26 protein-coding genes and 2 pseudogenes are annotated in these 25,961 nt (G+C 67.7%); 16 read left to right on the plus strand and 12 right to left on the minus strand.

Going from position 1 to position 25,961, the window contains the following annotated elements; all coding sequences use genetic code 11:
- Window position 1: 1 nt before the first annotated feature.
- Together ACFXKA_RS31480 and ACFXKA_RS31485 are read right to left on the minus strand one after the other, a co-directional pair.
- Window positions 2–706, minus strand: coding sequence for a polysaccharide deacetylase family protein (locus ACFXKA_RS31480; protein ID WP_379430068.1), 705 nt, complete (start codon window positions 704–706; stop codon window positions 2–4).
- Between the two features lie 7 nt (window positions 707–713).
- Window positions 714–1,073, minus strand: a complete 360-nt coding sequence (locus tag ACFXKA_RS31485; protein ID WP_379430069.1) for a winged helix-turn-helix transcriptional regulator — start codon at window positions 1,071–1,073, stop codon at window positions 714–716.
- A 59-nt stretch (window positions 1,074–1,132) separates the two neighbouring features.
- On the opposite strand from ACFXKA_RS31485, the gene ACFXKA_RS31490 reads away from it, so the two are divergent.
- From ACFXKA_RS31490 to ACFXKA_RS31505, 4 genes are all read left to right on the plus strand, one after another.
- A complete protein-coding gene (locus tag ACFXKA_RS31490) occupies window positions 1,133–1,909 on the plus strand; it encodes an SDR family oxidoreductase (RefSeq protein WP_379430070.1) in 777 nt (258 codons plus the stop codon).
- A gap of 271 nt (window positions 1,910–2,180) precedes the next feature.
- Entirely contained in the window at window positions 2,181–2,822 is a 642-nt protein-coding gene (locus tag ACFXKA_RS31495; RefSeq protein ID WP_379430071.1) for a LysE family translocator, read from the plus strand.
- A 406-nt stretch (window positions 2,823–3,228) separates the two neighbouring features.
- Window positions 3,229–3,579 (plus strand): hypothetical protein, encoded by a 351-nt coding sequence (locus ACFXKA_RS31500; RefSeq protein ID WP_354849816.1) that lies wholly within the window; start codon window positions 3,229–3,231, stop codon window positions 3,577–3,579.
- A 141-nt stretch (window positions 3,580–3,720) separates the two neighbouring features.
- On the plus strand, window positions 3,721–3,927 hold the full coding sequence (locus ACFXKA_RS31505) for a hypothetical protein (RefSeq protein WP_379430072.1): 207 nt from the start codon (window positions 3,721–3,723) through the stop codon (window positions 3,925–3,927).
- Here ACFXKA_RS31505 and ACFXKA_RS31510 read toward each other — a convergent pair whose 3' ends face one another.
- The 4 genes from ACFXKA_RS31510 to ACFXKA_RS31525 form a co-directional block, all read right to left on the minus strand.
- Complete coding sequence (locus ACFXKA_RS31510; protein WP_379430073.1) at window positions 3,928–5,325, minus strand: FAD-dependent oxidoreductase; 1,398 nt, start codon at window positions 5,323–5,325, stop codon at window positions 3,928–3,930.
- A 53-nt stretch (window positions 5,326–5,378) separates the two neighbouring features.
- On the minus strand, window positions 5,379–6,911 hold the full coding sequence (locus ACFXKA_RS31515; protein ID WP_379430074.1) for an LCP family protein: 1,533 nt from the start codon (window positions 6,909–6,911) through the stop codon (window positions 5,379–5,381).
- A gap of 207 nt (window positions 6,912–7,118) precedes the next feature.
- Window positions 7,119–8,522 carry an amino acid permease gene (locus tag ACFXKA_RS31520; protein ID WP_379430075.1) on the minus strand — a complete coding sequence of 468 codons (1,404 nt, stop codon included), beginning with the start codon at window positions 8,520–8,522 and terminating at the stop codon, window positions 7,119–7,121.
- A gap of 162 nt (window positions 8,523–8,684) precedes the next feature.
- Window positions 8,685–9,098, minus strand: a complete 414-nt coding sequence (locus ACFXKA_RS31525; RefSeq protein WP_354849802.1) for a pyridoxamine 5'-phosphate oxidase family protein — start codon at window positions 9,096–9,098, stop codon at window positions 8,685–8,687.
- A gap of 400 nt (window positions 9,099–9,498) precedes the next feature.
- Between ACFXKA_RS31525 and ACFXKA_RS31530 the strand changes: the two genes are divergently transcribed.
- A complete protein-coding gene (locus ACFXKA_RS31530; protein ID WP_379430076.1) occupies window positions 9,499–10,266 on the plus strand; it encodes a hypothetical protein in 768 nt (255 codons plus the stop codon).
- Window positions 10,267–10,268: 2 nt separating this feature from the next.
- Here ACFXKA_RS31530 and ACFXKA_RS31535 read toward each other — a convergent pair whose 3' ends face one another.
- Window positions 10,269–11,705 carry a hypothetical protein gene (locus tag ACFXKA_RS31535; RefSeq protein ID WP_379430077.1) on the minus strand — a complete coding sequence of 479 codons (1,437 nt, stop codon included), beginning with the start codon at window positions 11,703–11,705 and terminating at the stop codon, window positions 10,269–10,271.
- Window positions 11,706–12,415: 710 nt separating this feature from the next.
- Between ACFXKA_RS31535 and ACFXKA_RS31540 the strand changes: the two genes are divergently transcribed.
- The 5 genes and pseudogenes from ACFXKA_RS31540 to ACFXKA_RS31560 all read left to right on the plus strand — a co-directional run.
- The gene (locus tag ACFXKA_RS31540; protein ID WP_379430078.1) at window positions 12,416–13,132 is read left to right on the plus strand and encodes a type 1 glutamine amidotransferase domain-containing protein; all 717 of its coding nucleotides are present in this window, start codon (window positions 12,416–12,418) and stop codon (window positions 13,130–13,132) included.
- 217 nt (window positions 13,133–13,349) lie between these two features.
- A complete protein-coding gene (locus ACFXKA_RS31545) occupies window positions 13,350–14,267 on the plus strand; it encodes an acetoacetate decarboxylase family protein (protein WP_379430079.1) in 918 nt (305 codons plus the stop codon).
- 58 nt (window positions 14,268–14,325) lie between these two features.
- A complete protein-coding gene (locus ACFXKA_RS31550; protein ID WP_379430080.1) occupies window positions 14,326–15,279 on the plus strand; it encodes an alpha/beta hydrolase in 954 nt (317 codons plus the stop codon).
- A gap of 13 nt (window positions 15,280–15,292) precedes the next feature.
- Window positions 15,293–15,661: pseudogene (locus tag ACFXKA_RS31555) on the plus strand (aldehyde dehydrogenase family protein); the annotation flags it as partial.
- 24 nt (window positions 15,662–15,685) lie between these two features.
- Window positions 15,686–15,970: pseudogene (locus ACFXKA_RS31560) on the plus strand (zinc-binding dehydrogenase); the annotation flags it as partial.
- A gap of 44 nt (window positions 15,971–16,014) precedes the next feature.
- On the opposite strand, the gene ACFXKA_RS31565 reads toward ACFXKA_RS31560, so the two are convergent.
- Complete coding sequence (locus ACFXKA_RS31565) at window positions 16,015–16,608, minus strand: TetR/AcrR family transcriptional regulator (RefSeq protein ID WP_379430081.1); 594 nt, start codon at window positions 16,606–16,608, stop codon at window positions 16,015–16,017.
- A 442-nt stretch (window positions 16,609–17,050) separates the two neighbouring features.
- On the opposite strand from ACFXKA_RS31565, the gene ACFXKA_RS31570 reads away from it, so the two are divergent.
- Window positions 17,051–17,413: a hypothetical protein gene (locus tag ACFXKA_RS31570; protein ID WP_379430082.1), complete on the plus strand. Its 363-nt coding sequence runs from the start codon at window positions 17,051–17,053 to the stop codon at window positions 17,411–17,413.
- A 14-nt stretch (window positions 17,414–17,427) separates the two neighbouring features.
- On the opposite strand, the gene ligD is transcribed toward ACFXKA_RS31570, so the two are convergent.
- Together ligD and ACFXKA_RS31580 are read right to left on the minus strand one after the other, a co-directional pair.
- Complete coding sequence (gene ligD / locus ACFXKA_RS31575; RefSeq protein WP_379430083.1) at window positions 17,428–18,474, minus strand: non-homologous end-joining DNA ligase; 1,047 nt, start codon at window positions 18,472–18,474, stop codon at window positions 17,428–17,430.
- Window positions 18,475–18,691: 217 nt separating this feature from the next.
- Window positions 18,692–19,390: a response regulator transcription factor gene (locus ACFXKA_RS31580; RefSeq protein WP_379430084.1), complete on the minus strand. Its 699-nt coding sequence runs from the start codon at window positions 19,388–19,390 to the stop codon at window positions 18,692–18,694.
- A 218-nt stretch (window positions 19,391–19,608) separates the two neighbouring features.
- On the opposite strand from ACFXKA_RS31580, the gene ACFXKA_RS31585 reads away from it, so the two are divergent.
- The 4 genes from ACFXKA_RS31585 (at window position 19,609) to ACFXKA_RS31600 (ending at window position 23,066) form a co-directional block, all read left to right on the plus strand.
- The gene (locus ACFXKA_RS31585) at window positions 19,609–21,276 is read left to right on the plus strand and encodes a cytochrome bc complex cytochrome b subunit (RefSeq protein WP_379430085.1); all 1,668 of its coding nucleotides are present in this window, start codon (window positions 19,609–19,611) and stop codon (window positions 21,274–21,276) included.
- Window positions 21,277–21,491: 215 nt separating this feature from the next.
- On the plus strand, window positions 21,492–21,917 hold the full coding sequence (locus tag ACFXKA_RS31590; protein WP_379430086.1) for a hypothetical protein: 426 nt from the start codon (window positions 21,492–21,494) through the stop codon (window positions 21,915–21,917).
- Window positions 21,918–21,943: 26 nt separating this feature from the next.
- Window positions 21,944–22,096, plus strand: coding sequence for a hypothetical protein (locus ACFXKA_RS31595; RefSeq protein ID WP_354850676.1), 153 nt, complete (start codon window positions 21,944–21,946; stop codon window positions 22,094–22,096).
- A 52-nt stretch (window positions 22,097–22,148) separates the two neighbouring features.
- Window positions 22,149–23,066 (plus strand): 2-hydroxyacid dehydrogenase, encoded by a 918-nt coding sequence (locus ACFXKA_RS31600; RefSeq protein WP_379430087.1) that lies wholly within the window; start codon window positions 22,149–22,151, stop codon window positions 23,064–23,066.
- Window positions 23,067–23,090: 24 nt separating this feature from the next.
- Here the strand turns inward: ACFXKA_RS31600 and ACFXKA_RS31605 are convergent, their stop codons facing one another.
- Window positions 23,091–23,684 (minus strand): hypothetical protein, encoded by a 594-nt coding sequence (locus ACFXKA_RS31605; RefSeq protein WP_379430088.1) that lies wholly within the window; start codon window positions 23,682–23,684, stop codon window positions 23,091–23,093.
- Between the two features lie 336 nt (window positions 23,685–24,020).
- Window positions 24,021–24,614, minus strand: a complete 594-nt coding sequence (locus tag ACFXKA_RS31610; RefSeq protein WP_379430089.1) for a dihydrofolate reductase family protein — start codon at window positions 24,612–24,614, stop codon at window positions 24,021–24,023.
- A 170-nt stretch (window positions 24,615–24,784) separates the two neighbouring features.
- Between ACFXKA_RS31610 and ACFXKA_RS31615 the strand changes: the two genes are divergently transcribed.
- On the plus strand, window positions 24,785–25,777 hold the full coding sequence (locus ACFXKA_RS31615) for a sigma-70 family RNA polymerase sigma factor (RefSeq protein ID WP_379430115.1): 993 nt from the start codon (window positions 24,785–24,787) through the stop codon (window positions 25,775–25,777).
- The last annotated feature ends 184 nt before the right edge of the window (window positions 25,778–25,961 follow it).

Genomic DNA, 25,961 nt, shown 5'->3' on the forward strand with positions numbered 1-25,961 from the left:
GCTAGCGCGCGAGCAGCTGGGAGACCGTGACGAAGCGGTAGCCCTGATCCTGCAGCGCCCGGGCGATGCGGGGAATGGCGGCGAGCGAGGTCCCGCCGGTCGCATACATGGTGTGCAGCAGGATGATCGAGCCCGGGCGCACCTTCGACAGGGTCTCCGCCACGATCTGGTCGGTGGACGGCGCCTTGCCGGAGTCGGGCTCGACGTCCCAGGTGACCGTGATGCGATCGTGGCGGGACAGGTACCAGGGCAGGGCGAAGAGCTTCTTGCCGTTGGGCGGCCGGAACGTGATCGGCCCCCGGTAGCCGGTTTTCGCGATCTCGGCGTCGGTGCGCTCCACTTCGTCGCGGACGAAGCCGGGGGTCACGAAGATCATGCGCTGGTGGTGGTAGGTGTGATTGCCGATCTCATTGCCGGAGGCGGCGATGGCCCGGCCCTGGTCGGGGTGGGCGGCCAGTTCGCTGCCGATGAGATAGAAGGTGGCCGGAATGCCCGCGTCGGCAAGGGTTTTCAGGATCTCGGGGGTGCGCTCGCCGGGGCCGTCGTCGAGGGTGAGGGCGACGATCTTGTCGGTGGTGTCGACGCGCGGCACGATGCGACCGGCGACCTGGTAGGTGCGTGAGTTCATCAGGGTGTACAACCCGACGGAGATCAGGGCCAGCACCACCAGCGTGAGGACGCCGCCGATGAGCAGCCTGCGTTTCATTCCGTTCCTACGTCTCGTCCTCGCCCCCTGCGCGCTCGAGGCTACCTGCCCAGCGCTCCGACCACCGCCAAACCCGTTCCAGGGCGTCGCCCAATTCCATTCCGGCAGTGGTCAATTCGTAGGACTTGTCCGGCTTCTTGTCCACCACACCCGATTCCACCAGCCGCTGCAGTCGCACCGACAGCATGCTCGACGAGCAGTTGCCCATGCGCCGGCGCAGTTCCAGGAAGCCGAGCGGGCCGGGCTCGAGTTCCCAGATCACGCGCAGCATCCAGCGCTGGCCGAGCAGCTCCATGGCGGCCAGTAGCGGGGTCGCGGAGGCATCGGCGCGGCTGTTGGCGGGGGGTGGCTGACTTGCGCTTCTCATTTCGAAGTACCAATATAGTGCTTCTGTATTAGAAGCAACTCACTGGATGGAGGTCGCAGATGGCGACAACGGATACCGGGCGGCGCATCGTCCTGATCACCGGGGCCTCCCGCGGCATCGGCGCGGAAACCGCGCGGGTGCTGGCCGCCCGCGGTGACCACGTGGTGATCAACTACCGCGAGAAGCGCAAACGCGCGGAGACCCTGGCCGCCGAGATCGCCGCCGCGGGCGGCAGCGCGTCGGTGGCGGGGGCGGATATCGCCGACCCGGACAGCGCGCGGTCCCTCATCGACACGGTGATCGCCGAGTTCGGCCGGCTGGATGTGCTGGTGCTCAACGCCTCCGGCGGATTGGAACGCGACGCCGCCCCCGGCTACGCCATGCTCCTCAACCGCGACGCGCAGACTCGCCTGACCCGGCTCGCGCTGCCGCATCTACCCGAGGGCGGTCACATCGTCTTCGTCACCAGCCACCAGGCCCACTTCTCCCCCACCCGCGAGGTCCCGCCCGGCTACGAGCCCATCGCCGCGAGCAAGCGCGCCGGTGAGGACGCCCTGCGGGCCATGACCGGCGAATTCATCAGCCGCGCTATCGGTTTCACCGTGGTGTCGGGCGACATGATCGACGGCACCATCATCGTGCGCCTGCTCGAACGCCGGGACCCCGATGCCGTCACCGCGCGGCGCGACCAGGGCGACCTGCCGACCGTCGAGGACTTCGCGACCGCCGTCGCCAACGCCACCACCCTCGAAACCCCGCCCGGCCACACGGTGTATGTCGGCGGACAGGACTACCTCTCCGAGACGGTCAGCGCACCGGCCACTTCGCAAAGCTGACTCTTCGTCCGCGCCTCTGCGTGGCGATCCGCCCGGGCCCGAGGCGGTACAGCAGGCCTTTATGCCCCGAAGCGGCGCGTCAGGCCGAATGTTCTGAGGGACGAGGTGGCGGGCGCTGGAGCATGGCAGGCGGCAGGCGGCAGGCGAGGATCGGGGTCCGGTTGGGCGAATGATGGCGTGTCGTGGCAAGACTCGCCGGTTGGGGGTGCGAAGTCGGCTCGTGCGGCGGAATCCGCTGGCCGGGCTCGGGCGGCGGTGACAGCATCGACGGATGCCGCATTGGATCGAAGTACTTCCCGCCTTCACGCTCGCCTGTTTGATTCTGGCTGCGCTGCCGGGTCCGGCGACCGCGCTGTTCCTGCAGCGGTCGGTGCGGGACGGCCGGGCCGCCGGGCTGGCGGCGGTGGCGGGCAATGAGATCGGCATCTTCGGCTGGACGCTGGCGGGCGGCGCGGGGCTGTCGGCACTGCTGGTGGCCAACCGGGCGCTGAATGTGGGCATCCATCTGCTCGGGGCGGTCGTGCTGGTGTGGCTCGGCATCCAGGCCTGGCGCGGATCGCGGGGCGACGACGCCTTCGGCGCCGCGCTGACCTCGGCCCTGCCCGGCGGCCGCACCCCGGCCTCCGCCTTCCGGGCATCGCTGATCTCCATTGCCGCCAATCCGAAGGCCGCGGTCTTCGGCCTGACGATCCTCCCCCAATTCCTACCCGCGAGCGGCCCGGTCCTCCCCACGGTCCTGATCCTGGCCGTCATCCAGCTCGCGATCGACACCACCTGGTGCATCGGCGTCGTCCTCGCCGCCGACCGAGCCGGAACCTGGCTGCGCCGCACCGGAATCCGCCGCCGCATCGAACGCACCCTCGCCGCCGTCCTCGTCGGCCTGGGCCTGGGCCTCGCCGCCGACGCTCGCTGAACACGGACTCCGCATCCTTCCGACGCAGGCGGGTCGGCCACGACCTCATGGCGCCACGAAGCGCCCGACGCAGCAGGCGGTGGAATCAATCGGGCTGCACCGATACGAATTCCGCCGCATCGAACGCATCCCGGCCGCCGTGCTGGTCGATGCGTTTCGGGTCGTCATCGAGTGCCCGCCGAACGGAACGTTGCACTCCCGGTTCGGTGTTCGAGGGCGTGTCGAAACGAGTGGCCGGGAAGTGGGGTGCGCGGCATTCGATGAGGCTTGCGCGCATAAGTACGGTATCCGGTGGAAGTCAGGGGGTACGACGCGGTGGTGTTCGGCATGGCAGGGGGTGGCGGGCAGGACGACCATGGTGGTACCGGCGGATGCGGATCGGGCGCTGAGCGGAGGTGGTGTGGTCATGGTGAACGACGTGGAGAAGCGGTGGAATGATCCCTCGATGTTGCGGCATGCGACCACCTATGTGCTGGCCGTGCTCGGCGGGACCGCAGTGGTCGCGGTCGTCGTGCTGGTTTGGGCGGCGGCGCGGCCTGCGTGCCTGAATGCCGGGTCGAGCCTGTGTGATGGCACCTCGCGGGTGGTGGTGGGGCTGGGGCCGGGTGGGGTCTTGCTGTTCGGGGGGATCGGGGCGTTGGTGATCGCGTTCCGGGCATGGCGGGCGGAACGGGCGTGGCCGATCTGGCAGGGGGCGGCGTGGTTTCTGTTCACGATCATGGTCGTGTACCTGAGCATTGCCGGGACGCAGGGTTGAGCGATCGGACCGGGCAGTGGGCGGCTTCGGCGGAGGTGTCGTGGTGGTCGAAGGGTGTGCCGCGGATGCCGACGCGGGCGGCGATCACGTCGACGAGGGTGCGCCGGTTCCTTCGAGCAGCAGATCGGTGAGCTGGCCCGGGTGGCGCTGTCCCTGCGGCCGTATCCGATTCCGGCCGAGGCGGACGCCGATGCCGTGGCCTGGATGCTGGTGCGCACGGTCGAGCATCTGACCATCCGCTACCTGCTCGACGCTCCGCCCATTCCCCGTGAGCGGTTCCTGGCCGACATCACGCGGCTGATCCTGAACTTCTTCCGGGAGCCGCCGGTGCGAGCAGAACGCGAGTAATCAAACCGCTTGGTCGACGCGGCGGGCGGCGGGCAGGGCCAGCAGCAGATCCACGGCCTTCGCGGCGCTCTGGGCGGCACTCTCCATCGTGGCCGACCAGTCGGTTCGGGTCCAATCCCCCGCCAGCACCAGCGTCGGCACCGAGGTGCGCTGCCCCGGCCGCAGCCCATCGGTCCCGACCACCTGAGAGAACGTGGCCCGCGGCATCGGAACCACCTGTGCGTGCACCACTTTCGCGTCCGCGGCGTCGGGGTAGTAGCGCCGCAGCAGCGCCATCTGCTCGTCCACCACCGCGTGGTGCGGCTGGTGGATCTGCTCGTAGGCGCCGCTGGTGGTCAGGCAGTACAGCCAGCCGTCGAGGGTGCCGCGCCCGTGCATGCGCTGCCGGTCGAACACCTCGTCGACGACGCCCGCCCCGCCGATGAGCGCCTCCATGGCGGCCTCGGTGCCGAGTGGGCGATCGAGGTACAGGTTCGTGCTGACGATCGGGGTGTAGCCGAGTTTGTCGGCGGCAGAATAGATCCGGTCGTGCTCGGGTAGCTCGTCGAGCAGGCCGCCGAGGTAGGAGTTGGGCACCGCGCACACCACCGCGTCGGCGGGCTGCACCTCGCCGCCGGCCAGCACCACACCGGTCACCGCGCCGTCCTCGATGCGAATGCGCCTGGCCACCGCCCGGTGTCGCACCTGTACCCCGTACCGGTCGAACACCCGCTGCGCGCCGGAGACGAGCAGGGTGTCGAGGTCGGTGGTGGGATAGCCGATGCTGACGGGCCGCAAATGCCTGACGCCCAGCCGGATTCCGGTGGCCAGCACGTCGGCGAACACCTTGGCAGACTCCTGCCGCACCGGTTCGGCGGCGATGCCCAGCGCCAGCCAATCCCACAGCGCCTCCCGCGCGGTGGCGGGCATGCCGAGCCGCCGGAACCACTGGTCGGTGGTGAGGTCGGCCAGATCACCGGGCTGACGCAGGCACTGCCACCCCATCCGGAGGGTGGCCGTGGCCGCGCGCAGCCGGTCGCCGGTGCTCGCGTCGGGATGCGCGCCGAACAGGGCCCGCAGCGCGGGAAAACCGGTGGTGCCCATGATCGCGGTGCGTCCGCCCGGCCAGCGCAGGACGCCCTGCTGCGGGAAGGTCACGTACTGGCGGGTGCCTACGCTGGTCAGGTATCGGAACAGATGCTCGTAGCCGCTGGCGATCACGTGCTGGCCGTTGTCGGGGATGTCGCGCAGCGGTGCGACCTCCAGCGCGTGGGTGCGGCCGCCGAGGCGTCCGCGCCGTTCCAGGAGCGTGACCTGTTTCCCGGCCTCGGCCAGCCAGACCGCGGACGCCAATCCCGCCAGTCCCCCGCCGATGACCACATAGCGCCGCGGATCGTTCATGTTCGCCCCTCGAACCATAGCCTGCACCAAGAAAGCTACGCCCGCCGTGCCCGGGACATGCGCGAATTCGGTTACCTCACACAGGGAATGCCGCCGGTATCCATCTGCGACAGGTCGGTGGCCTCGGGCGCGTTGGCGCCTGGGGCGGTGGCCGAGACCGGGACGGGCGGGGTGGTGGAGGTGGCCGGGGTCCTGGTGCGGGTGGCCGAGGTGGGCGGATCGGCCTGGTCGACCGGCACATTCGCGAGGGGTCCGCTGCGGGCGTCGCTGCCCAGGGTGAGCTGGACGGCCTGGGCTTCCACGGCCGCCGAACCGGTGGCGGTGAGTCCGAGTTGGGCCGCGAGGGCGGTGGCGGCGGATTCGGCGCCCGCGCCGTAGGTGAGCGTGGTGGTGTCGCGGGCCGCGCCGGTGGTCGCGGCGCCCTGCGTGAAACCCCGTGTGGCCAGGGCCTGTTCGACCTTGGCGGCCAGGCCGTTCTCACCGGAGCTGTTGACGACGTTCAGCACGATGCCGGTGGCATCCGGGATGCCGGTGGTGGCGGGCGCGGGCGTAGTGGTCGTGGTGGTGCCGGAAGCGCCCGGGGACAGCAGGTTTCGCACGATCCCCTTGATCTCGTCCGAATCCACGATATTGATCGACTCCCCCGCGTCGTCGGTGCCGAAGTCCTTGACCGGCAGCGTGTACAGCGACAGCCCGTCGTCGAGCAGCGCGGAGGCGCGCTGCGCGAACGACAGTGGGTCCAGGCCGCTGTCGATGGCGGTGTTCTGCTTGGCGATATCCAGCAGCGCGCGCAGCTTGCCGGGACTGCTGAGGGTGCCGCCGTCCTGCAACTGCCGGGCCAGGGACACGATGAAGGCCTGCTGGCGGCGGGTGCGGTCCAGGTCGGTGAACAGCGGCTGATCCGGGTCGCGCCGCTGGCGCACGAAGGCCATGGCCTGCGCCGCGTCGATCTGCTGCTTGCCCTTCTTGAAGTTGGCGCCCGAGTAGCCGTCGGAGGTGTCCTCGTTGAGGCACACGGTGATCGGCTGTTCGGCCTCGGCGATCTGGAAGAAGGCGGCCAGGGTGATCTCGACGAAATGGTCGACGGGCACATTGCCGAGGAACTTGCCGACCGTATTGCTCTCGGCGAGGCGGCCCGCGTCGCGGGACTTCTGATCGAGTTCCAGTGGATCCTTGACCCCGGCGGCCGCGAGCTTGTCCTTGGCCCGCGCGTAGGCGAATCCGTACGCCTGCTTGATCTTTCCCTTACACGGGGAGGTGGCGCAGGACGCGGGATCGAGGGTGACGTAGTCGTCGCGGGGAATGGAGATGGCGGTGGATTTGGAGCCGTCGCCCGGAATGTGGACCAGGATCAGCACATTCGCATTGAAGCCGCCCTCGCTGTCGTCCCCCGCGTGCAGCGCGTCGTACATGTCCTGGGGCAGTGGATTGCCGTGCTCGTCGAGGCGGCTGTCCAGGCCCATGACCAGGATGTTCTGGGTCTTGCCGCTGGATTTGGGGCCGTCCGGAGTGACACCGGAGATGGTCAGCCCGCTCAATTCCTGATGGTATCTACGCCAGGCCGCGCCGGTGGCGGTCAGCACCGCGACCGCCAGCAGGGCCATTGCCACCCGCCCGGCCGCCAGCGCCCGGCGTGTTCGCTCGGGGCGTTCACGAGGGCGGTGGGCGGTGGGCGGGCGGGGTCTGGATTGGCCGGGTCTTGTCGACCTGCTGGGTCTCGTCGGGCGTAGCGGCACCGTGGCGGGGTCGTACGCCGCCGATTGCCTCCCCCGACGATCTCGAGCATGCGTCATGCCCATCGAGACTAGCTGTTAAACAGCGCTCGCCGAACGCTTGCGGGAAAGCAGGGGGTAGCCGGCGCAGACCAGGACGCCCCAGACCAGGCCGACCACCAGGGCGCTGCGGCCGTCCTCGGTGAAGAACAGCAGGACGACGACCAGTGCCAGGAAGGCCAGGGCGAGCACGGTGGTGACGGGTGCGCCCGGCAGGCGGTAGTCGCTGCCCGGCAGCACACCCTGCTTGACGCGGCGGCGGTAGAGCAGGTGGCAGACCAGGATCACGCCCCACACGAAGATGATGCCCATGGTGGACACCGACGTGATGTAGCCGAAGGCCTTGTCGGGCGAGAAGTAGTTCACCGCCACGCCGATCACCATGACCGCCGCCGAGACCGCGATACCGGCCGCGGGCACCGATCGGCCGCTCAGTGAGCCCAGGGCGGCCGGGGCCTCCGCGCGCTGCGACAGGCTGCGCAGCATGCGGCCGGTGGAGTAGATGCCGGAGTTGCAGGACGACAGCGCCGCGGTCAGCAGCACGAAATTGATGATCCCGGCCGCGCCCGGGATACCGATCTGCTCGAAGATCTCCACGAACGGGCTGCGGCCCGCGTGGAAGGTGCGCCAGCTCGACACCGACATGATGACCACGAGCGCGCCGACATAGAACAGGCCGATGCGCAGCGGCAGGCTGTTGATCGCCTTGCGCAGCGTGCGCTTGGGGTCACGCGCCTCACCCGCGGTGACGCCCACCAGTTCGACACCGACGTAGGCGAATACCACGATCTGCAGGGCCAGCAGCGCCTGCCCGAAGCCGTTGGGGAACACGCCGCCGTCGTTCCACAGGTTGGTGACGGTCGGGTTCGTGGCGTGGCCGAAGTGGAAGATCAGCACGCCGACGCCGATCACGATCATGGCCACGATGGCGGTCACCTTGATGGCGGAGAACCAGAATTCGCCCTCGCCGAACAGCCGCACCGACACCAGGTTGGCGATGAACATGATGCCCAGCACCACCAGCGCGGTCACCCACTGCGGGATGTCGAACCAGTACTGCACGTACTTGCCGGCCACGGTGATCTCGGCCATGCAGGTGGCCACCCAGACCGCCCAGTAGGTCCAGCCGGTGGCGAAACCCGCGAAGCGGCCCAGGAACTCATTGGCGTATTCGGCGAAGCTGCCGGTGACGGGCCGGTAGGTGAGCAGTTCGCCCAGGGCCCGCATGATCACGAAGATGGCCAGGCCGGCGGCCAGATAGCAGAGGATGAGCGCCGGGCCGGCCTTCTGGATCGCGCCGCCCGCGCCGTAGAACAGGCCGGTGCCGATCGCGCCGCCGATGGCGATCATCTGAATGGTGCGCGGCGACAGGCCGCGGGAATACCCCTCGTCGTCCGTGCGTGCGGTACCGATGTCCGGTAGCTGCCTTTCCGAGGCTGTCAAATGCGGTTCCTCTCGCGTGCGTGCGGCCGGAACCCGCCGTTCGTGATCGGGAGCCACCGGCCGCGCCGAGCCTGCCGGCGGTTTGCCGGGCTCGGTCCAACGGCGTGCCACGCTACCGGAGTGGTATCCGGCGTCACAGTCACCGCCGCACGTGGCGTGCGGTCAGCTGCCCTCGTCGATCAGCTCGAGGCCGGTGACGACCTCGGCCTCGATACGGATGACGTGGTCCATCGGCAGGTTGATCCAGGGGTCGAGCAGCGTCTCGTAGCGCTGCACCTGCTCGGGATCCATCACCACCCGCGCGACCCCGGTGACGATCACGCTCCAGCCCTGCCGGGTGTGCTCGTCGAACGAGTCGGCCTCGTACGCCACCACCTGGCCGTCACCCCGCAGCAGGCTGGCGCCCAGCTGTGCCCGCACCACCACCACATCCTCTTCGACGATGTGATTGACCGGCCGGATGATCGGAAGTCCACGGCGCGAGTACACAATTCGCCCGAATTGCGCGCCGGCCAGCCGTTTCAGTGACTCGGCAGCCGAGAGCTCGCGTAGCTTTCGTGCCCCAACGCCACCCATTCCTTCAATTGTGGTCGATCGCTTGCGATTACGCCAATTGCCTTGCCGCATCTCATAGTTCACTCGCAGCATCGCCGCTGACCCGGCACCGCGCCAGCGAACCGGCGGCACCGTGGCGGCGGCATCGCCCTCGCCGGCGCACGTGTCACGCGGACTCGCTGCTCGCAGAGCGGCAGCACGGACACCAGTTCTTGGTTTGATGGATCGGAGTCTCGGATCACCGGTCGAAAGTCGAGCTGAGGGAGGTATTCGTGACCTCGCCCGTGCGGCAGTCGCCCATCGACCCATCGCTCGTTCCGTGAAATCCCGACCATCGGCGGCTCGGCGAGCATCCGCGGCGCGCGCCCGAGCCGCTATCCGCTGGTTACGCGCCACACCTGCCGGCCGGACAGCATGGCGCGTGGGCGAAACACTCGTCGAGATCGAGCTCGTCGATCGAGCACTGGCGTTGGCAGCGCAGATCTTCACCTCGGTGCTTCCGGTGATCATCGCCGCGTCGGCGTTCAGCGGCTGGCAACCGACCACCGACACCATTCGCGATCAGTTCGGCTTCGACCCCGCCGTCTTGCACGCCGGGGACGCGGCCACGTCATCGGATCGGTCACTGGCCGCGTTCGGTGTGGTCGGGCTGCTGATGATCATCCTCAGCGGCACCTCGTTCGCTCGGGCGCTCGGCCGGGTCTACGGGGCGGTGTGGCGGGTGCCGTCGATGGGGCCGCGGGATGCCTGGCGGTGGTTGACCGCCCTGCTCGCGGTGGCGTTGTCGACCGCACTCGTCGAGCAGACCCGCGATCTGACCCGGATTCGGGTCGCGGGGCAGCCGCTCGCGCTGCTCGGTGAGATCGCGGTGTGGACCCTGGTGTGGGCGTTCGCGCCGTTCCTGCTCACCAAGGGCGCGCTGACCAGGCGGGTGCTCTGGACGACCGGCGTCCTGACCGCGGTCGGGCTGACCGCGGTGCACGTGGTCGCTCGTCTCGTGCTGCCACGCATCACGGCGCAAGCCCAGCGGCACTTCGGGCCGTGGGGGCTCGCTTTCACCTCTGTCAGTTGGCTTTTCGTGATGTCGGTGGTGATCGTGGGTGCGGCAGCGATCGTCAAGGCCGTCGCATCGGACGACACGGCTGTCGGGCATTATCTGCGGCACCGGGCCCCGGCGACCGGCGCGTGAGATCAGCGGTGAGCTCGGTCGCGTCGAACGGGCCGCGGTCCGGCCACCAGTTCCACGGCGAGCAGAGCGGCGACGGTGACGAGCACTGTCCCGACGACGACCAGCCCCGTCGGATATCGCCAGAAGACGAGGACGATCACCGCGACGGCGATGATGCCGCCCAGGAGCGGGCCGCGAAACCGGCCGACGGCGGATTCGATCGCCTGTTGATCTCGGCCGTCTCGCCGTGATCGCATCGCGGCGAGGGCCCGGTTGTAGCCTTCCCGCACCGCGACCGCGGATCTCGAGGGCCCGCTGAGGAACCCGGCGAGCGCGATCACCACGGCGGCCGCGAACACCGCGCGCACGGTGGTCCGCAATGGCACGAGAAAGGCATCGATCACCGTCGCGGCCGCTTGCGGAGTCATCACCTCGGCGGGCACCGCGTGCAGGTACGCCGATCGTGCGATGCCGATGGCTACCGCCAGTGTCGCCATGGCCAGCGCCAGCGCCACCCCCACCCAGGAAAACGCTTGCCGGCGTGCGCCTTTCGGCGCGACCCGGACGGCGCAGGCCGCCACGAGCACGGTGAGCCACGGCGCCACCCGGTCGACCCGGTCCAGGAACGACACCCACCACCGCGCCTCGACCAGTTCCGGCGAACGGAACAGCACCAAGGACCGATCGATGGCCGGCACCTGCTCGACGAAGGTGAAGCCTTCTTCGGTCAGCACGGTCCGCACCCTGTCGATGATCGGCCCGAGCGACACGCTCACGGTGCCGTCCTCGCTCATACCGACTGCCGCATCGGCGTGGCCGGTGAGAACGGCGGCAATGCCCGTGTGCGCCTGCCGGTTCGCCTGAATCCACAGGGCTTCGAACTCATTCGACGCGAGGACGGACGTCACCGTGTCCCGCACGAAGTCTCGTGCCTGCTTGCCGACCAGCGGGGCGACCCCGACCAACGCGGCGGGCACCCGGGGGTTGTTCTCGGTGATCGCCGCCAGCGCCTGGGCCGTGATGGCCTCGACGTCGACATGGTCCATGATCGCGTCGGTGATCCGGTCGGCCAGCTCGCTCTGCAGCGCCGGATCGGCCCCCAGCGGCGTGACGATCCGGATGTAGCGGTCGGTGTCGAGCACTTCGCCGTGGGCGAATCGCGCGAGTACCGAGCCGACTGCCAGGACGGCGACGAGGGCCAGCAGCACGACCGTGGCCGCCCAGCGCAGTGCGCCGCGGTGTTCGCGCCCCGCCCGCCCACCGGCCGGGTCGCCGGTGCCGGGCGCATCGCGATGCGCCGCGAGTTCCCGCAACCGCGTGAGCTCCTCGCGCTCGCTCTCGCCCAGTGGGCGATCGGATTCAGCGGCCTCCATGAGAATTTCCGCCTCGGTCCTGCGCTGGTCGATCCCGCACTCGATGGCATCGGCGATCTCTTGCCCTCCCGCGATGGTATCGATCACCCCGGCATCACGTCAGCGCATACGATCGATCAGATATCGATCCATCCCCTGGTTCACGGAATTGACACAACTCGCATTCGCCGCATCTCTGATGCGAATTCTCCGAGTTCGGGAAGTGACATGCGCACCCGTCGCACGGGCGATCACCGATGCGGGACCAGCGCTCGCCCGACCCATCTCAGCGGCGAATACCTCATACCCAATTCCTGATGAGGCGGCAGGCCGGGGTGGCGAGTTGCTCTGCGGCCCAAGCCATCAGGTCTCCCGTCGAGCGGTGCATGAGACGACGGTCGCGTACTTGCGGCCACCGCGCACGGTGAAGACACGGATCGCGGAGGGGGTACGTTCGCCCACCGGCCGATGCCTCCGCATCGCGATCATGTTCGGCCACAATGGGTTTCAGTCGCCTGCTCAGTAGCGCGCCGAGAACGAGCCCGCCCGTGTAGCCGCGCCTGGCAGTACGATGCGTCCGGTCATCGAGTCGGGTCAATGCATTCAGTGTCAACATGACGCGGAACTGCCATGTAAGCGCTGTCAACACCGTTGACGGGCGGCAACGCTGCCGCTAATGTTAGCGGTGAATACATTAGGTGGCGGCATTCGTCGCTTCGGCGGTGCGCGTCGAGTTGATCGACGCTTTCCCGATCTCGTCCCAACCCGGCCGCCGGCGCCCTATCCGTCTGCAGAACAACGCATCAGGAGGAACGAGCGTGACGAAGGTTCTGTTCGTTATCACGGCCGCTGACCGGTGGACATTGAACGACGGAACGCCGCATCCGTCGGGCTACTGGGCGGAGGAGGTGGCAGTTCCGCACCGGACCTTCAGCGAGGCCGGATGGGACATCACCGTCGCGACGCCGGGCGGCAAGGCTCCGACGCTCGATCGGCTCAGCATCGGAATCGCCGGTGGGATGCCATGGAAGCGCCGCGAAGTGGAGCGCTACCTCGACAGCATCGCGGATGTCCTGGCCACGCCGGAACCCCTCGATGCCGTCGATGCGGACGACTTCGATCTGGTGTTCTATCCGGGCGGGCACGGCCCGATGGAGGATCTCGCCTACGACAAGATCTCGGGTGCGCTGCTGAGCCATCGGCTGACATCCGGTCGCCCGCTCGCGCTGCTGTGCCATGCCCCCGCGGCCATTCTGGCCGCGACCGCGCCGGACGGAACATCGCCCTTCGCCGGCCGCCGGATGACCGGCTTGTCCAACCGGGAGGAGTTGCTCAACCGGTTCGCCCGGAAGGCCCCGTGGCTGCTCGAAGACAAACTGAAGGAGCTGGGCGTCGACTACTCCAAGGCGAGGCTGCCGCTGCGGCCGTATGTCGTGGTCGATGGAAATCTGTATACAGGCCAGAACCCGCAGTCTTCGGCCGATCTGGCACAGCGACTCGTCGCCGACATCGGTGCGACGCAGTCCTCGAGATGAGCTCATGACGGGCCGATACCCATTGCCCCCGAGGTTATTTCGGCCGGGGCAGGCCGTTGAGGCGTGGCGCGTCCGAGAGTCGCCCGGTCATGGAACATGGGGCGACGATCGGCCGCGCCGAAATCGGCCGGAATTCCCATATCCCAGTGTTGACACTGCTAACATTCGCGGTTAACGTCGGTCCGCCCACATACCAGCGAGCGAGAGAAGTACACCGATGTCACCGACTCGAGTCAGCACCGTCGAGGTCGATCTGGGTGGCCACCGGGTCACCGTGCCCGGAGGCGGTCTCTACGACCGGTTCCGGATGGACACCGACCTGGACGAAGTGGCGGGGGATCCCCGGGTGAGCAGTGTGGACTTCTTCCGGCAGCTACCCAAGGTCAAGGTCGACTCGCGGATCGGTGAGACCTTCACCCCGAACTTCTACTACCGCATGTCGAGTGCGCGGCTGACCATGCTGGCTCCGTCGCGCGCGAGCCGTTCCCGCCTGCCGGAGGAGCTGGCGCCGCTGGAGATCGCGCCCGGGATCGGCCTGATCTCGGTCATGTTCTTCCGATACGACGTGTGCGACATCGACTTCTACACCGAAGCCGCCGTCGGGGTCGCCGTCCGGCCGGCCCGGCACGGCCGGCTCGGATTCGTCGACCTCCTCGCCGGACTCGACAACGATCGCCTCGATTCCTATGTGCTGTCGCTGCCGGTGAACACCCATATCGCCCAGGTCCGCGGGCACGACGGCTACGGATTTCCCAAGTGGGTCACCGACATCGACGTCGACATCGACGCCACCCGCACCACGGCACGCGTCGCCGACGACAGTGGCAACACCGACTTGTCGCTCTCGGTCGCCACGCCCGCCCAGGCCGAATACCGCAGCGGCGAGCGTGTTTCGACACTCACCTCGTACACATCGATCGCCGGTGCGTGGCATTCGACGCTGAGCCAGACCAATGTGCTGTCGGCCGGCAGCGTGAGCCTGCCCCGCAATGTCGATCTGACCTTGGGCCGCGGCCGCCTGTCCGAAGACCTGCGATCGCTCGCACCGATCAGGACCGTTCGACTCGATGTGATCACCGAAGGGCAACTCGCCCTGCACATGCCGGTCCCGACCTCGGTCCCGGCCCGGCGCTGACCGTCCCGGAACGCGGTACATCCGGAACCCGAGAACACCAGACCAGAAGGAGAAGGCGATGACGGAAATCAAGCCGGTGCTCGAAAACGAGGCGGTCGAGTTCGCGAAGGCCACCGACACTCCGCCGTTTCTGTTCCAGCTACCGCCGGCCGAAGGCCGCAAGGCGGTGGACGAGGTTCAGTCCGGGGAGATCGACAAGCCGGCGATCGACGAGGAATGGATCACGGTCGAAGGCGGACCGACCGGGTCGGTGCAGGTCCGCATCGTCAAACCCGCGGGCGCCACCGGCACGCTGCCGGTCGTCTTCTACATCCACGGCGCCGGTTGGGTTTTCGGCAACGCGCACACCCACGATCGGCTGGTCCGCGAACTCGCGGTCGGCGCCGACGCCGCCGTGGTGTTTCCCGAGTACGACCTGTCGCCGGAAGCCAAGTATCCGACCGCGATCGAGCAGAACTACGCCGCCGCGCAGTGGGTGTTCGCCCACGGCGCCGAAAAAGGGCTCGACGCTTCACGATTCGCGGCCGCCGGAGATTCGGTGGGCGGCAATATGACCGCCGTTCTCACACTGATGGCCAAGGAGCGCGGCGATGTGCGGATCCAGCAACAGGTGCTGTTCTATCCGGTCACCGACGCGAACTTCGACACCGCGTCCTATCACCAGTTCGCCGAGCACTACTTCCTCGCCCGCGAGGGCATGAAGTGGTTCTGGGACCAGTACACCGAGAACGACGCCCAGCGTGAGGAGATCCACGCGTCCCCGCTGCGCGCATCGATCGAGCAGCTGCGCGGCCTCCCGCCGGCGTTGGTGATCACCGGCGAAGCCGATGTGCTGCGCGACGAGGGTGAGGCCTACGCGGCCAAACTCCGCGAGGCCGGTGTGCCGGTCACCCAGGTGCGGTTCGGCGGCATCATCCACGACTTCGTGATGCTGAACGCGCTGCGCTCGACCCAGGCGGCGAAGGCCGCGATCAAGCTGGCGCAGGACACCCTGCGCGCGGCATTGCACTGAATCCGGAGCCGCTATGACCATCGACCACGCCACCAGATCCACCCCGGCCCGTACCTCGGGCCTGCCCGCTTCGCTGACCCCGGCCCTGCTCGCGCGGCTCGCCGCACGCGTCGAGGCCGGACCGGACGCCACGTACGTCACCACCACGGCCCCCTACACCGGTGACCCGCTCGCCACCCTGCCGGTCTCGACGCCCGCGGACGTCGAGACGGCGTTCGCCCGCGCTCGCGGCGTCCAGCCGGCCTGGGCCGCCACACCGGTGCACGAGCGGAAAGCGATCCTGCTGCGCTTCCACGACCTGCTGCTCGAGCGACAGCACGAGGTCCTGGACCTGATGCAGGCCGAGAACGGCAAGACCCGTCGCGATGCCTTCCTCGAGGTCACCGATATCGCGATCGCGTCCCGCGGCCTCCAGGATGGGGCGGTCGCCGAGCTGAATCTCGGTGTGATGCTGGGCAAACGGGCCTCGGTCCACGTGACGAACCTGCGTCGCCGTCCCGAATATGGCCTCGGATCCAAGGCCGAGATCATGTCCGACCTGCGCCGGCGGCTGTGGCCGCTGATTTCCGCAGGCACCGTCGCGCCGGTCGTGTCCGCCGTGGTGCCCATCCACGATGTCTCCGAAGCGCACCCGCTGCTGGATTCCGCCGATACCGTAGGCAAGGTGTTGTTGCAGGTACGCGAGCCCTGATGCGCCCCTCCCTCACCGGCGAGCCCAGTCGCCCGCGGCCCGGATCAGGCGCCCGAGGGCTCGCTGGATGTGACCGTCGCGTCGAGCGCCGCGAAAACGGCGCTCCGGACGCGGCTTTCGACGGAATCGGCCTCGAACTTGCCGTGCAGGTACAAGAAGGCCAGGCCGTGGACCAACGCCCACAGCGCCGTCGCCAGGTCTTCCTCGCTGGCAGTGGGAAAGATCTGCCGCACAATCGATTTCACGTACTCGTGGATCGCGGTGGTCGCCGCCACCCGTTCCGGGCTGCTGGGATCGCACGGCTCGGAGAACATCACCCGGAAGAGCCCGGGCCGCGTCAGGGCGAACCGCACGTAGGCGACCGCGATCTCGGCGAGGTCCGCGGCATTGGCCGGCGCGGCGGCCGCGGCGACCAGTTGCGCAGTCAGCTCGCGGTAACCCACGGCGGCGACGGCGGACAGCAGGGCATCGCGATCGGCGAAGTGACGGTACGGCGCGGCGGTCGACACGCCCGCCCGCCGCGCGGCGGCGCGGAGCGAAAGCTCACCCGCACCGCTCTCCTCGAGGAGTTCCACAGCCGCGCGCACCAGCGCGCTGGGCAGATCGCCGTGGTGATACGGCGCGTTCGACGTTGCCATGGAACCAATTTAACAAGTGTTGACAGCGCTTACATCTCATCCTGACGTCAGCGCCTGCACACACGGTGGTCCATGTTGGCCGTGGTCGCCGATCAGGGTCCGCAGGTTCGCGCATGGCGCCGCTACACCCGGCGGCTGGAAGCACGGCGCGAGAATCAGCCACCTGCGACGAAGCCGGTCAGACCTCGAAGGCGACTCCGGTCAGCTGTTCGGAGACGGTCCACAGCCGCCGCTGCGCGGCACCCCCACCGACGCCTTCGTCGTACCCCGCGAGGTCGTAGACGCCGGGGTGAGCGCATGGCGTGGACGCGGGTGGCGAAATACCTGGACAGCGTGGCCCGCTCGGTATCGCGAGGCAGGCTCTTCCGGCCGCCGTACACCACGACGCACGCGGACGGGTCCGGCCTCGCCGATGTTCTCGTACCCCAGCAGGGACCCAGCTATGCGCTGGCCAAACGGCTCCAGCGCTGGCGCGGGATCATCGCGGGACGGTCAGCTCGTCTCGTTCAACGTCGCGCCGGCGTCGTGGACCCGTTCGGTCACCAAGAATCGCGCACTGGCTGCCGCCTATGGGGGTGCGCACCACTTCCGGGTCGAGGTATTCGAACCCGACACCTGCCGCGTGCTGATGGCCGCCCTGCTGATCCACGATCTGCACCGGCCGCCGACGCCGCGGCCGCACCCGGAAGCGCTGTTCAGCGACCAGGCCCTGCACGGCGGATTGTGGCGCGCCGCCTATGAACCCAGGTCCGCACTCGGGTTCGCCGCCTTGCTGGGAATGCTGCGCCCGGGCGCAACCCGCTGACCTCCCGCGCGGCGTTACGGCTCTCGGCGGACTTCGCGTGGGTTCTTGTCGAACCGCAATCCACGCCACGATGGGTGCCTGAGTCGGGCGTCGCTGGTCCAGCCGGTGAAGGTCACCTCGCCGACGAGTTCGGGTTCGACCCAAACCGCGTCGGGCACGGAAGCCGCGACCGAGGGCGTGTTGCGTTGCAGCGGTTGGAGTTTCGCACTCAGGTCGTCGAGCGTCGCCTGGGTGAAGCCCGTGCCGACGTTACCGATGTAGGTGAGTTCGCCCGTGTCGTCGTGAACTGCCATCAGTAGTGAGCCGATGTGACCGGCTCGCCGCCCGGCGCCCGGGCGCCAGCCGACGATGACGACTTCCTGATCACGAACGTTCTTGACCTTGATCCAGAGCGGGCTGCGCCGCCCCGGCAGATAGGGGCTGTCGAGGCGTTTGCAGACGATGCCTTCCAGCCGTAGCTGTCGCGATTCGTCGAGCACCGCCTCCCCGGGACCCTTCAGGCGGGGTGGCGTCTGCCAGTGCGGTCCGCGTAGGTCGAGTTGTTCGATTAATTCCCGCCGCTGCCGGTAGGGCAGGTCGATCAGCGAGCGATCACCGACGTGGAGCAGGTCGAAGATCATGTAGGTGGCCGGGATCGCAGTGGCCAGGGAACGAATCATGGCAGGGTTGCGCTGATGCATCCGCGGCTGAAGAGCTTCGAACGAGGATCGTCCATCCTCACCGAGCGCAACGATTTCGCCGTCCACGACGAAGGCGGGACTCGAGGGTCCGAGCGCGGCGAGTTCCGGCCAGGCCGCGGTGATGTTCCTGTCGTTGCGGGACATCAGCCGCAGATCATCGCTGACATAACAGATGGCGCGGATGCCGTCGAACTTGACTTCATAGTTCCATTTCGCGTCATCGCGGGGAACCACGCCGGCCGTGGCCAGCATCGGCGCGTAGCGCGGCAGCCCGGTCACTTCCGTCTCACTGCCATCGCCGGTCCTCTCGCGAACTCGAACGGTGTGTCTTGACAGCTGCTCGAATAATACCGACCGGTATGCCTTGTCGAGACCGTTCATTAGGCCAGGTTGTTCAGGAAATCCCCTCGATGGAGAAATCTGCGCACCGAAACCACCGACATCCTCACCGCACTCGACATTCTCGACTGACCGCCCGCGGGATGCCGAGCCGATCCTGCGCGGGATTGGTCTGCGGGCGTACCCCACCGTCGCGAGCACCGCCGCCATGTCCGGGTGAAAGCGACGGTGAGCTTGATGCGGATCGGCCGGCGGCGAATCATGCTGGGGAACTTTCTATCCGGCCACCGTCGCTACGCAGCCGATATCCCGCGCCGCGCACGGTCTCCAGCGATATCACGCCGAACGGACGGTCGATCTTTTCCCGTAGTCCGCGGATGTGGACGTCCACGACATTGGAACGCGATTCGTATGCGAAATCCCAGCAGTGCTCGATGAGCAGTTCCCGGGTCAGCACCGCGCCGGGCTGCCGCGCGAACATCTCCAGCAGTGCGTATTCCTTTGCGGTGAGCACGATTTCATCATCACCGCGCCAGCATCGCCGTGCCGCGGTATCGATGCGAAGATCGCCGACCCGCAGCACGGTCGGCCGTGGGACCGGGCCGCGGCGGATCAGAGCCCGCAACCGGGCGAACAGCTCGTCGAGATGAAACGGCTTGATGAGGAAGTCGTCGGCACCGTCATCGAGGCCCGTGACCCGGTCGCGCACCGCGCCGCGCGCGGTCAGCATCAGCACCGGCACCCAGACGCCCTCGTTCCGCAATCGCCGGCACACCTCGAACCCGGAGAATCCGGGCAGCATCACATCCAGTACGACCGCGTCGTACGCGCGGCTGGCCGCCGCACCGTAGCCATCGGGTCCGTCCGCCGCGACGTCGACGGCGTACCCCTCCTCGGTCAGCCCATGCCTCAGCAGCCGCGCCATCTTCGGCTCGTCCTCGACCACCAGTACCCGCATATGGATCAACCTCCCGCCCACACTCTCGGCATCGGCAACGCCGGGCAACCCCGACGCGAAAGTCCATCCCCTTCATGACCACGCCTACACCCCGCCTCCGGAACGCAGCGAGTTGATCTTCATGAATGCTTCATCTTCGCGGCGTAGACCAAGATCGACAAGGCGTTATGTCACGCTCTGCCGGGCGACGCGACCCGGCACGCCCAAGGAGACCGGTCATGGCACGGATCCGACGCCACACATCAGCTCTCGCCGTCCAGGCCAACGCGGCCGACGAGCGCTATCGTCTCGCGGCGTTCATCAAACGGTCGATCAACAAGGTCTTTCCCACGCACTGGTCGTTCCTGCTCGGTGAGATCGCCCTGTACAGCTTCATCATCCTGGTGCTGACCGGCGTCTATCTGACGCTGTACTTCGATCCGTCGATGACCGACGTGGTCTACAACGGGCCGTATCAGCCGCTGCGCGGAGTGACGATGTCCCGGGCCTACGAATCCACCCTGAACATCTCCTTCGAAGTCCGTGGCGGCCTGTTCATCCGTCAGGTCCACCACTGGGCCGCACTGCTGTTCGTCGCCTCGATGATCGTGCACCTGTTCCGCGTCTTCTTCACCGGCGGGTTCCGCAAACCACGCGAGGCCAACTGGGTCATCGGCGCCATCCTGTTGATCCTGGCCATGTTCGAGGGCTTCTTCGGCTATTCACTGCCCGACGATCTGCTCTCGGGCACCGGGCTGCGGCTGGCCTTCGGCGGCATCACGATGGGCCTGCCCATCGTCGGCACCTGGCTGCACTGGCTGCTCTTCGGCGGCGATTTCCCCGGCAACATCATCGTGCCCCGGATGTTCATCACCCACGTGCTGCTGATCCCCGGCATCATGCTCGCCCTGATCGCCGCCCATATCGCCCTGGTCTGGTACCAGAAGCACACGCAGTACCCCGGTCCGGCGCGAACCGAACGCAACGTGATCGGCACTCGGATCGTGCCGGTCTTCTCCCTGGACCAGGGTGCGTTCTTCGCGTTCACGCTGGCCGCGCTGGCGCTCATGGGCGGCCTGCTGCAGATCAATCCGATCTGGAACCTCGGCCCCTACAACCCCTCCCAGGTGTCGGCGGGATCGCAACCGGACTTCTACATGATGTGGACCGAGGGACTGGCCCGCACCATGCCACCGTGGGAACTGTATCTGGGCCGGTACACCATCCCGGCGGCATTCTGGGTCGCCCTGATCATGGGCCTGATCTTCGCGGTGCTGATCGTCTATCCGTGGATCGAGAAGCGCCTCACCGGCGACACCGCCCGTCACAACCTGCTGCAACGTCCCCGGGACGTGCCGGTGCGCACCGGCATCGGCGCCATGTCCATCACCACCTATGTGATCCTGACCCTGATGGGCGCCAACGACATCATCGCCTACAAGTTCCACATCTCCCTCAACGCGACCACTTGGGCGGGACGCATCGGCATCCTGGTCCTGCCGCCGCTGGCCTACTTCATCGCCTACCGGCTCTGCGTCGGATTGCAGCGAGCCGACCGGACCGTACTCGAGCACGGCATCGAAACCGGCGTCATCCGCCGCCTCCCCCACGGCGAATACATCGAGCTGCACCAATCACTCGGCCCCGTCGACGACCACGGCCATCCCATCCCGCTGGACTACCAGGGCGCAACGGTGCCGAAGAAGATGAACCGGCTCGGGATCGCCGGCAAACCCGGAAGCGGCAGCTTCTTCCTCGCCGACCCACCCGACCAAGTCGCGGCCATCCGCCACGCCGATCATGCCGCCGAATCGGCCCAGCTGACAGTCCTACGGACCTACCAGCAGCGCATCACTGAGCGCGAACAGTCCACGGACGCGACACCGGATGGCCGTGGGCCGACATGAGATTCCAGCACCGGCACGCCAACTGACCACGATCCGACAAGGGCGCTCTCAACCCACACCGCAATTGCCGCAACGGAACCGACCGGCGCCGCAGACTCCCCCCGGCGGGGCTCGCCGGACAATCCACCGGTCCAGGGTTTGACCAGCGGATGAACGGGCATTGCCCCAGTATGTTCACAATCATCGGGCTCATCGCTCTGCTGGGTGCTGTGACCGTGGGCGTGGCCGGGATCCAGGCCAACAGCGGTGGCGCACATGCGCTTCCCAATGGCTTCACCGTTTTCGACCACACCTATCACGGATCCGCCGGGCTGCTGTTCGCCTACGGAATCCTGATCGGCGCGATCGGCACGGCAGGATTCATCCTCACGCTGGCCGGAATCTGGACCACATCACGACGCGGCACGGTCGCGCGGCGCGAGCTGCGCCAGTCGCGGCGCGAGATGGCCGCGGCGCGAAAGGAACTCGCGAAACCGGCGCCGGCGGGCACGGCGGCGCGTAACGTGGAGCAGCCTCGAAAGCCGGCGGTTCCCATGGCCAAGACGACGCCGAAACGTGTATTCGCGAAGCCGAATTGGTCGGTCAACCGCTTCCTCAGCCGTCCGGGGACACCCGCGAAAACCGAATCCGCCGCCAAATAGGACTCCGGTCCGCAGAGGACAATCGAATGCTCGCCGTGCTCGGCCTCGCATTGCTCGACGCGGGCTGGCTCATCGCCACCCCGGCCCTCACCGCCCTCGGCATCATCGTGCTGACCGTGGCCCTGATCCGCTGGCTGCTGGGCGCACCCGCCCGCTACCTCGCCCATCCCCGATACTGATCGGAACCGACCGCGCCGACCAGGATTCGCCCGGTCGGCTAGCGTCGCTGACATGACGGTGACGGTGCTGGTTCCCGACGACCATGGTTTCGCGACGATCTCCCGGCTCGAGGGGGCGCGGCCGGTGCGCTACACCCTCGGCGAGCCGTTGCCCGCCGGGGCGGATGCGGCGGAGGTGCTGGTGCCCGCGTTCCTGGCCGGCCGGCCCGAGAGCATGGCGCTGGCGCGGTCGCTGCCGAAGCTGCGGCTGGTGCAGCTGCTGACCGCGGGCGCCGAGGCCTGGGTGGGCGAGCTGCCGGATCAGGTGATGATCTCGACGGCCCGGGGTGCGCACGGGGCGAGCACCGCAGAGTGGACGATCACCGGATTGCTCACGGTCTACCGGGAATTCATCGAATTCGCCGTGGCGCAGCGCGAGCACCGCTGGATCCAGCACCGCACGGACACCTTGCACGGCAAGCGAATCCTGATCATCGGTGCGGGTGATCTGGCGACGGAATTGCGGCGCATGCTGCTGCCGTTCGACACCACAGTCGAACTGGTCGGTACGCAGGCTCGGGAGGGCGTGCACGGCGTCGGCGAAATCCCGGACCTGCTCCCGCATTTCGATGCGGTCGTGCTCATGGTTCCGGTCACCACGGCCACCATCGGCATGGTCGACGCGGCGTTCCTGGCCCGCATGCCCGACCGCGCGATTCTCGTCAATGCCGCCCGCGGTCCGGTGGTGCGCACCGACGACCTGCTGGCCGAACTGCAATCCGGCCGGCTGCGCGCCATCCTCGACGTCACCGATCCGGAACCACTGCCCGCCGGCCACCCACTGTGGGACGCACCGGGCCTGCTGCTGACCCCGCACGTCGGTGGCAGCAGCAGCGGAAACCTGCAGCGCGGCTGGGCCATCGCCACCGCGGAGATCGCACGCTACCTGGCGGGCGAGCCGCCACAGAACCTGATCAACGGCGAATACTGAACCGGCGCAGCCGATCCCACCCCGTTACAGGGTGTCCTTCCCGATCGGCCGATTGATGCCACGCCACTCACGCTCCCAGCGCGCATAGCGTCTGGCATCGAACACCGTGCCCGTGAACCACACGGTCGCGGCGGCCGCACACCACGTCTCGACCAGCACCGCGAGCCCGGTCCCGATCCCCTCCGCGGCCGCGGCTCCCGGCCGTGCGGGCGCCTGCGTCGGCTGCCCGTTCTTGATCCACACCGTCACCGTGGCGCCCGCGACCTGCGGACCGGGCACGTCCACGGTGGCGGTCTCGATCTTGCCGTCGCTGTTCCACTGCACGGGCGCCTGATACCGCGCCTGATTACCCGCGTAATGATCCGAATCCGGCAGCCGCACGGCATCCGCGGTCTCGGTGGCCGTCACCCTGACCTTCCCCGCATCCTGCGCCGCGATCCGATCCTGCGCGCCGGTATAGCTCACGCTCCCCACCGCCCCCGCCACCGGCACCGCCGCGGCCACGACCACCACGGCCACCGCCCGCAGCACCACCTCGGCCCGATCCGAGACGCGCAGCAGCGGATTCCGGTTCCACGGCCGCACCCGCCAGAGCCGAGTCGGCAACGAAGGACGCATCGACACCTGGACCGCCTCTCTCCACGCGCCGTCGTACCGTTTACATAGGTAGCTCTACCCCATTCGATACGCCACCAACCGGCCGAACGTCAAGGTCAGCGCGTCGCGACTCCTCTACGGACCAGCCAAATCCCACGTCACACACATCGGCGGCCGAGGCACCTTCGCTAGTCGACGAGCCGGTACAGCGGCGGCCGGAAGTTGTACGGGCATCCCGAGTGAGCAGCTCCCGGAGCGTCCGCGTCGCCGGCGCGAGTGGGTCTCGTTTCTGACCTACGAGGGCAACCACGATCCCATCGACCCACCCGCCATCAAGCTTCTCCCCGAATTCAGCCGTTAGCCTTGCACGAATTCGTAGGTGTTGAGCATCAGGCCGTCACCGATCTTTCGTGTGTCGACCAGGTGCAGCGGCTTCTTGTCGCTGGTCTCGTCGAAGAGACGCAGGCCGGTTCCCAGCACGACCGGGAAAACTACCAGCCGCAGTTCATCGGCCAGGTTCTGCGCAATCAGTGTGCGCACGAGCTGATAGCTGCCGTAGACCAGGATTTCCCCGTCCACTGTCCGCCTCAGCTCCGAAATCTCCTTTACCGCAGCGCTGTTGAGGACCGTGGTGTTGCACCACTGAGAATGTTCGAGAGTCGACGACACGACGTACTTGGGGATGCTGTTCATTCTGTCCGCCCACTCGCGGCTTACGCGGACCTCCGCGCCATCGCGCATGCGGGACTCGAACCACTCACCGCTCCGCCTGCCCAGCAGTAGCGCCTGGGCACCCAGCAGTTCCTCCGTCTCGTTGGCGGCCCAGTCTTCGAGGTCCTTGCCCCCTACGAACTGGTGGAACCAGCCGCCCAGTTCGAAGCCTTCCTGGCCGTCCGGGTCTTGGACCACTCCATCGAGTGTGGCGTTGGTGCTGATGACGATCTTTCCCATTTCCGTGCTCCTTTGACAGTGTTGTCGGCTATCACTGGTCCAGACGCCGCAGCATCGGAAAAGGAGGCGCTCCGCGACCGCCCCGTTCGTGCCTCGGCCGGCGTCCATACGGTGTGGAACTGCACACAAGGAATGAGGTGACGGGAGTGGAGTTGGCGAGAACGGACCTGATGTCGAGGGCACAGGGCGGCGATGGCGAGGCATTCCGAGCGCTGACCGAGCCACACCGTCGCGAGCTACAGGTGCACTGCTATCGGATGCTCGGATCGTTTCAGGACGCCGAGGACGCTCTCCAGGACACGATGCTCGCCGCTTGGCGAGGTCTCGAACGATTCGACGGACGCGCCTCACTTCGCACCTGGCTCTACCGCATCGCCACCAACCGGTGCCTCGACGCGCTGCGCTCTGCTCGCCGACGTCCTGCGAAGCAGTGGGACATCCCGGGAATCGAACTACCGGAACCCACTGGGCTCGGCGAAATCCACTGGCTCGAGCCCTATCCCGACGCCCTTCTGGACGGAGCGATCAGTGTGCCGCTCGGTCCGGAGGCGCGCTACGAGCAAACCGAATCCATTTCCCTGGCCTTCGTGACCGCCCTGCAGATCTTGCCGCCTCGCCAGCTCGCCGTCCTCATCCTGCGCGACGTCCTCGGATTCCACGCGAACGAAGTAGCCGACATGCTGGACACGACCGTCGAATCGGTCAAGAGCGCCCTCAAACGCGCGCGTGCGGGAATGCAGCGCCGACTGCCGGTGACTACTGCCCGCGAGCAGCCGCCCGCTGGCAACTCACCTGCAGAGGATGCGATCGTGGCGAAGTTCGTCAGCGCCTACGAATCTGCCGACATCGACGCGTTGGTGGCCCTGTTGACCGACGACGTCTTCATGTCGATGCCACCGATGCCGCTGGAATACCAGGGCCGGGACATCGTGGCCCGCTTCTTCGCCCTCATTTTCGGCTCGGCACAGAGATTCGAACTGGTGCCGACGCGAGCCAACGGTCAGCCGGCCTTCGGGGTCTACCGATACCCCTCCATCGGCATCCACGGATCCGGCCTCTTCGTCCTCACTCTCGCGGGCGACCGGATCGGCGCCATGACCCGCTTCGAAAACACAGTCCTCCCCATATTCGGCCTGCCGCAATCCCTCCCGAGTGCACAGTAGACCGCTGATGTGAGCCCGCTCGGGCCGCGGCGCGATGGTCATGCTCGGTGGGAGGAGCGTCCGGAGCGGGTTGTTGTGTGAAATCGGTTCGGTGACAGTGAAATTCGATACGGGTCAAGGGCGGGTACCGGCTTCGGGCCGGCCGGCCGTGACGTCGCTGGTCGGGTGGAGGGTGAGGAGATGT

The organism is Nocardia sp. NPDC059228, from assembly GCF_042754245.1.
Taxonomy (GTDB): domain Bacteria; phylum Actinomycetota; class Actinomycetes; order Mycobacteriales; family Mycobacteriaceae; genus Nocardia.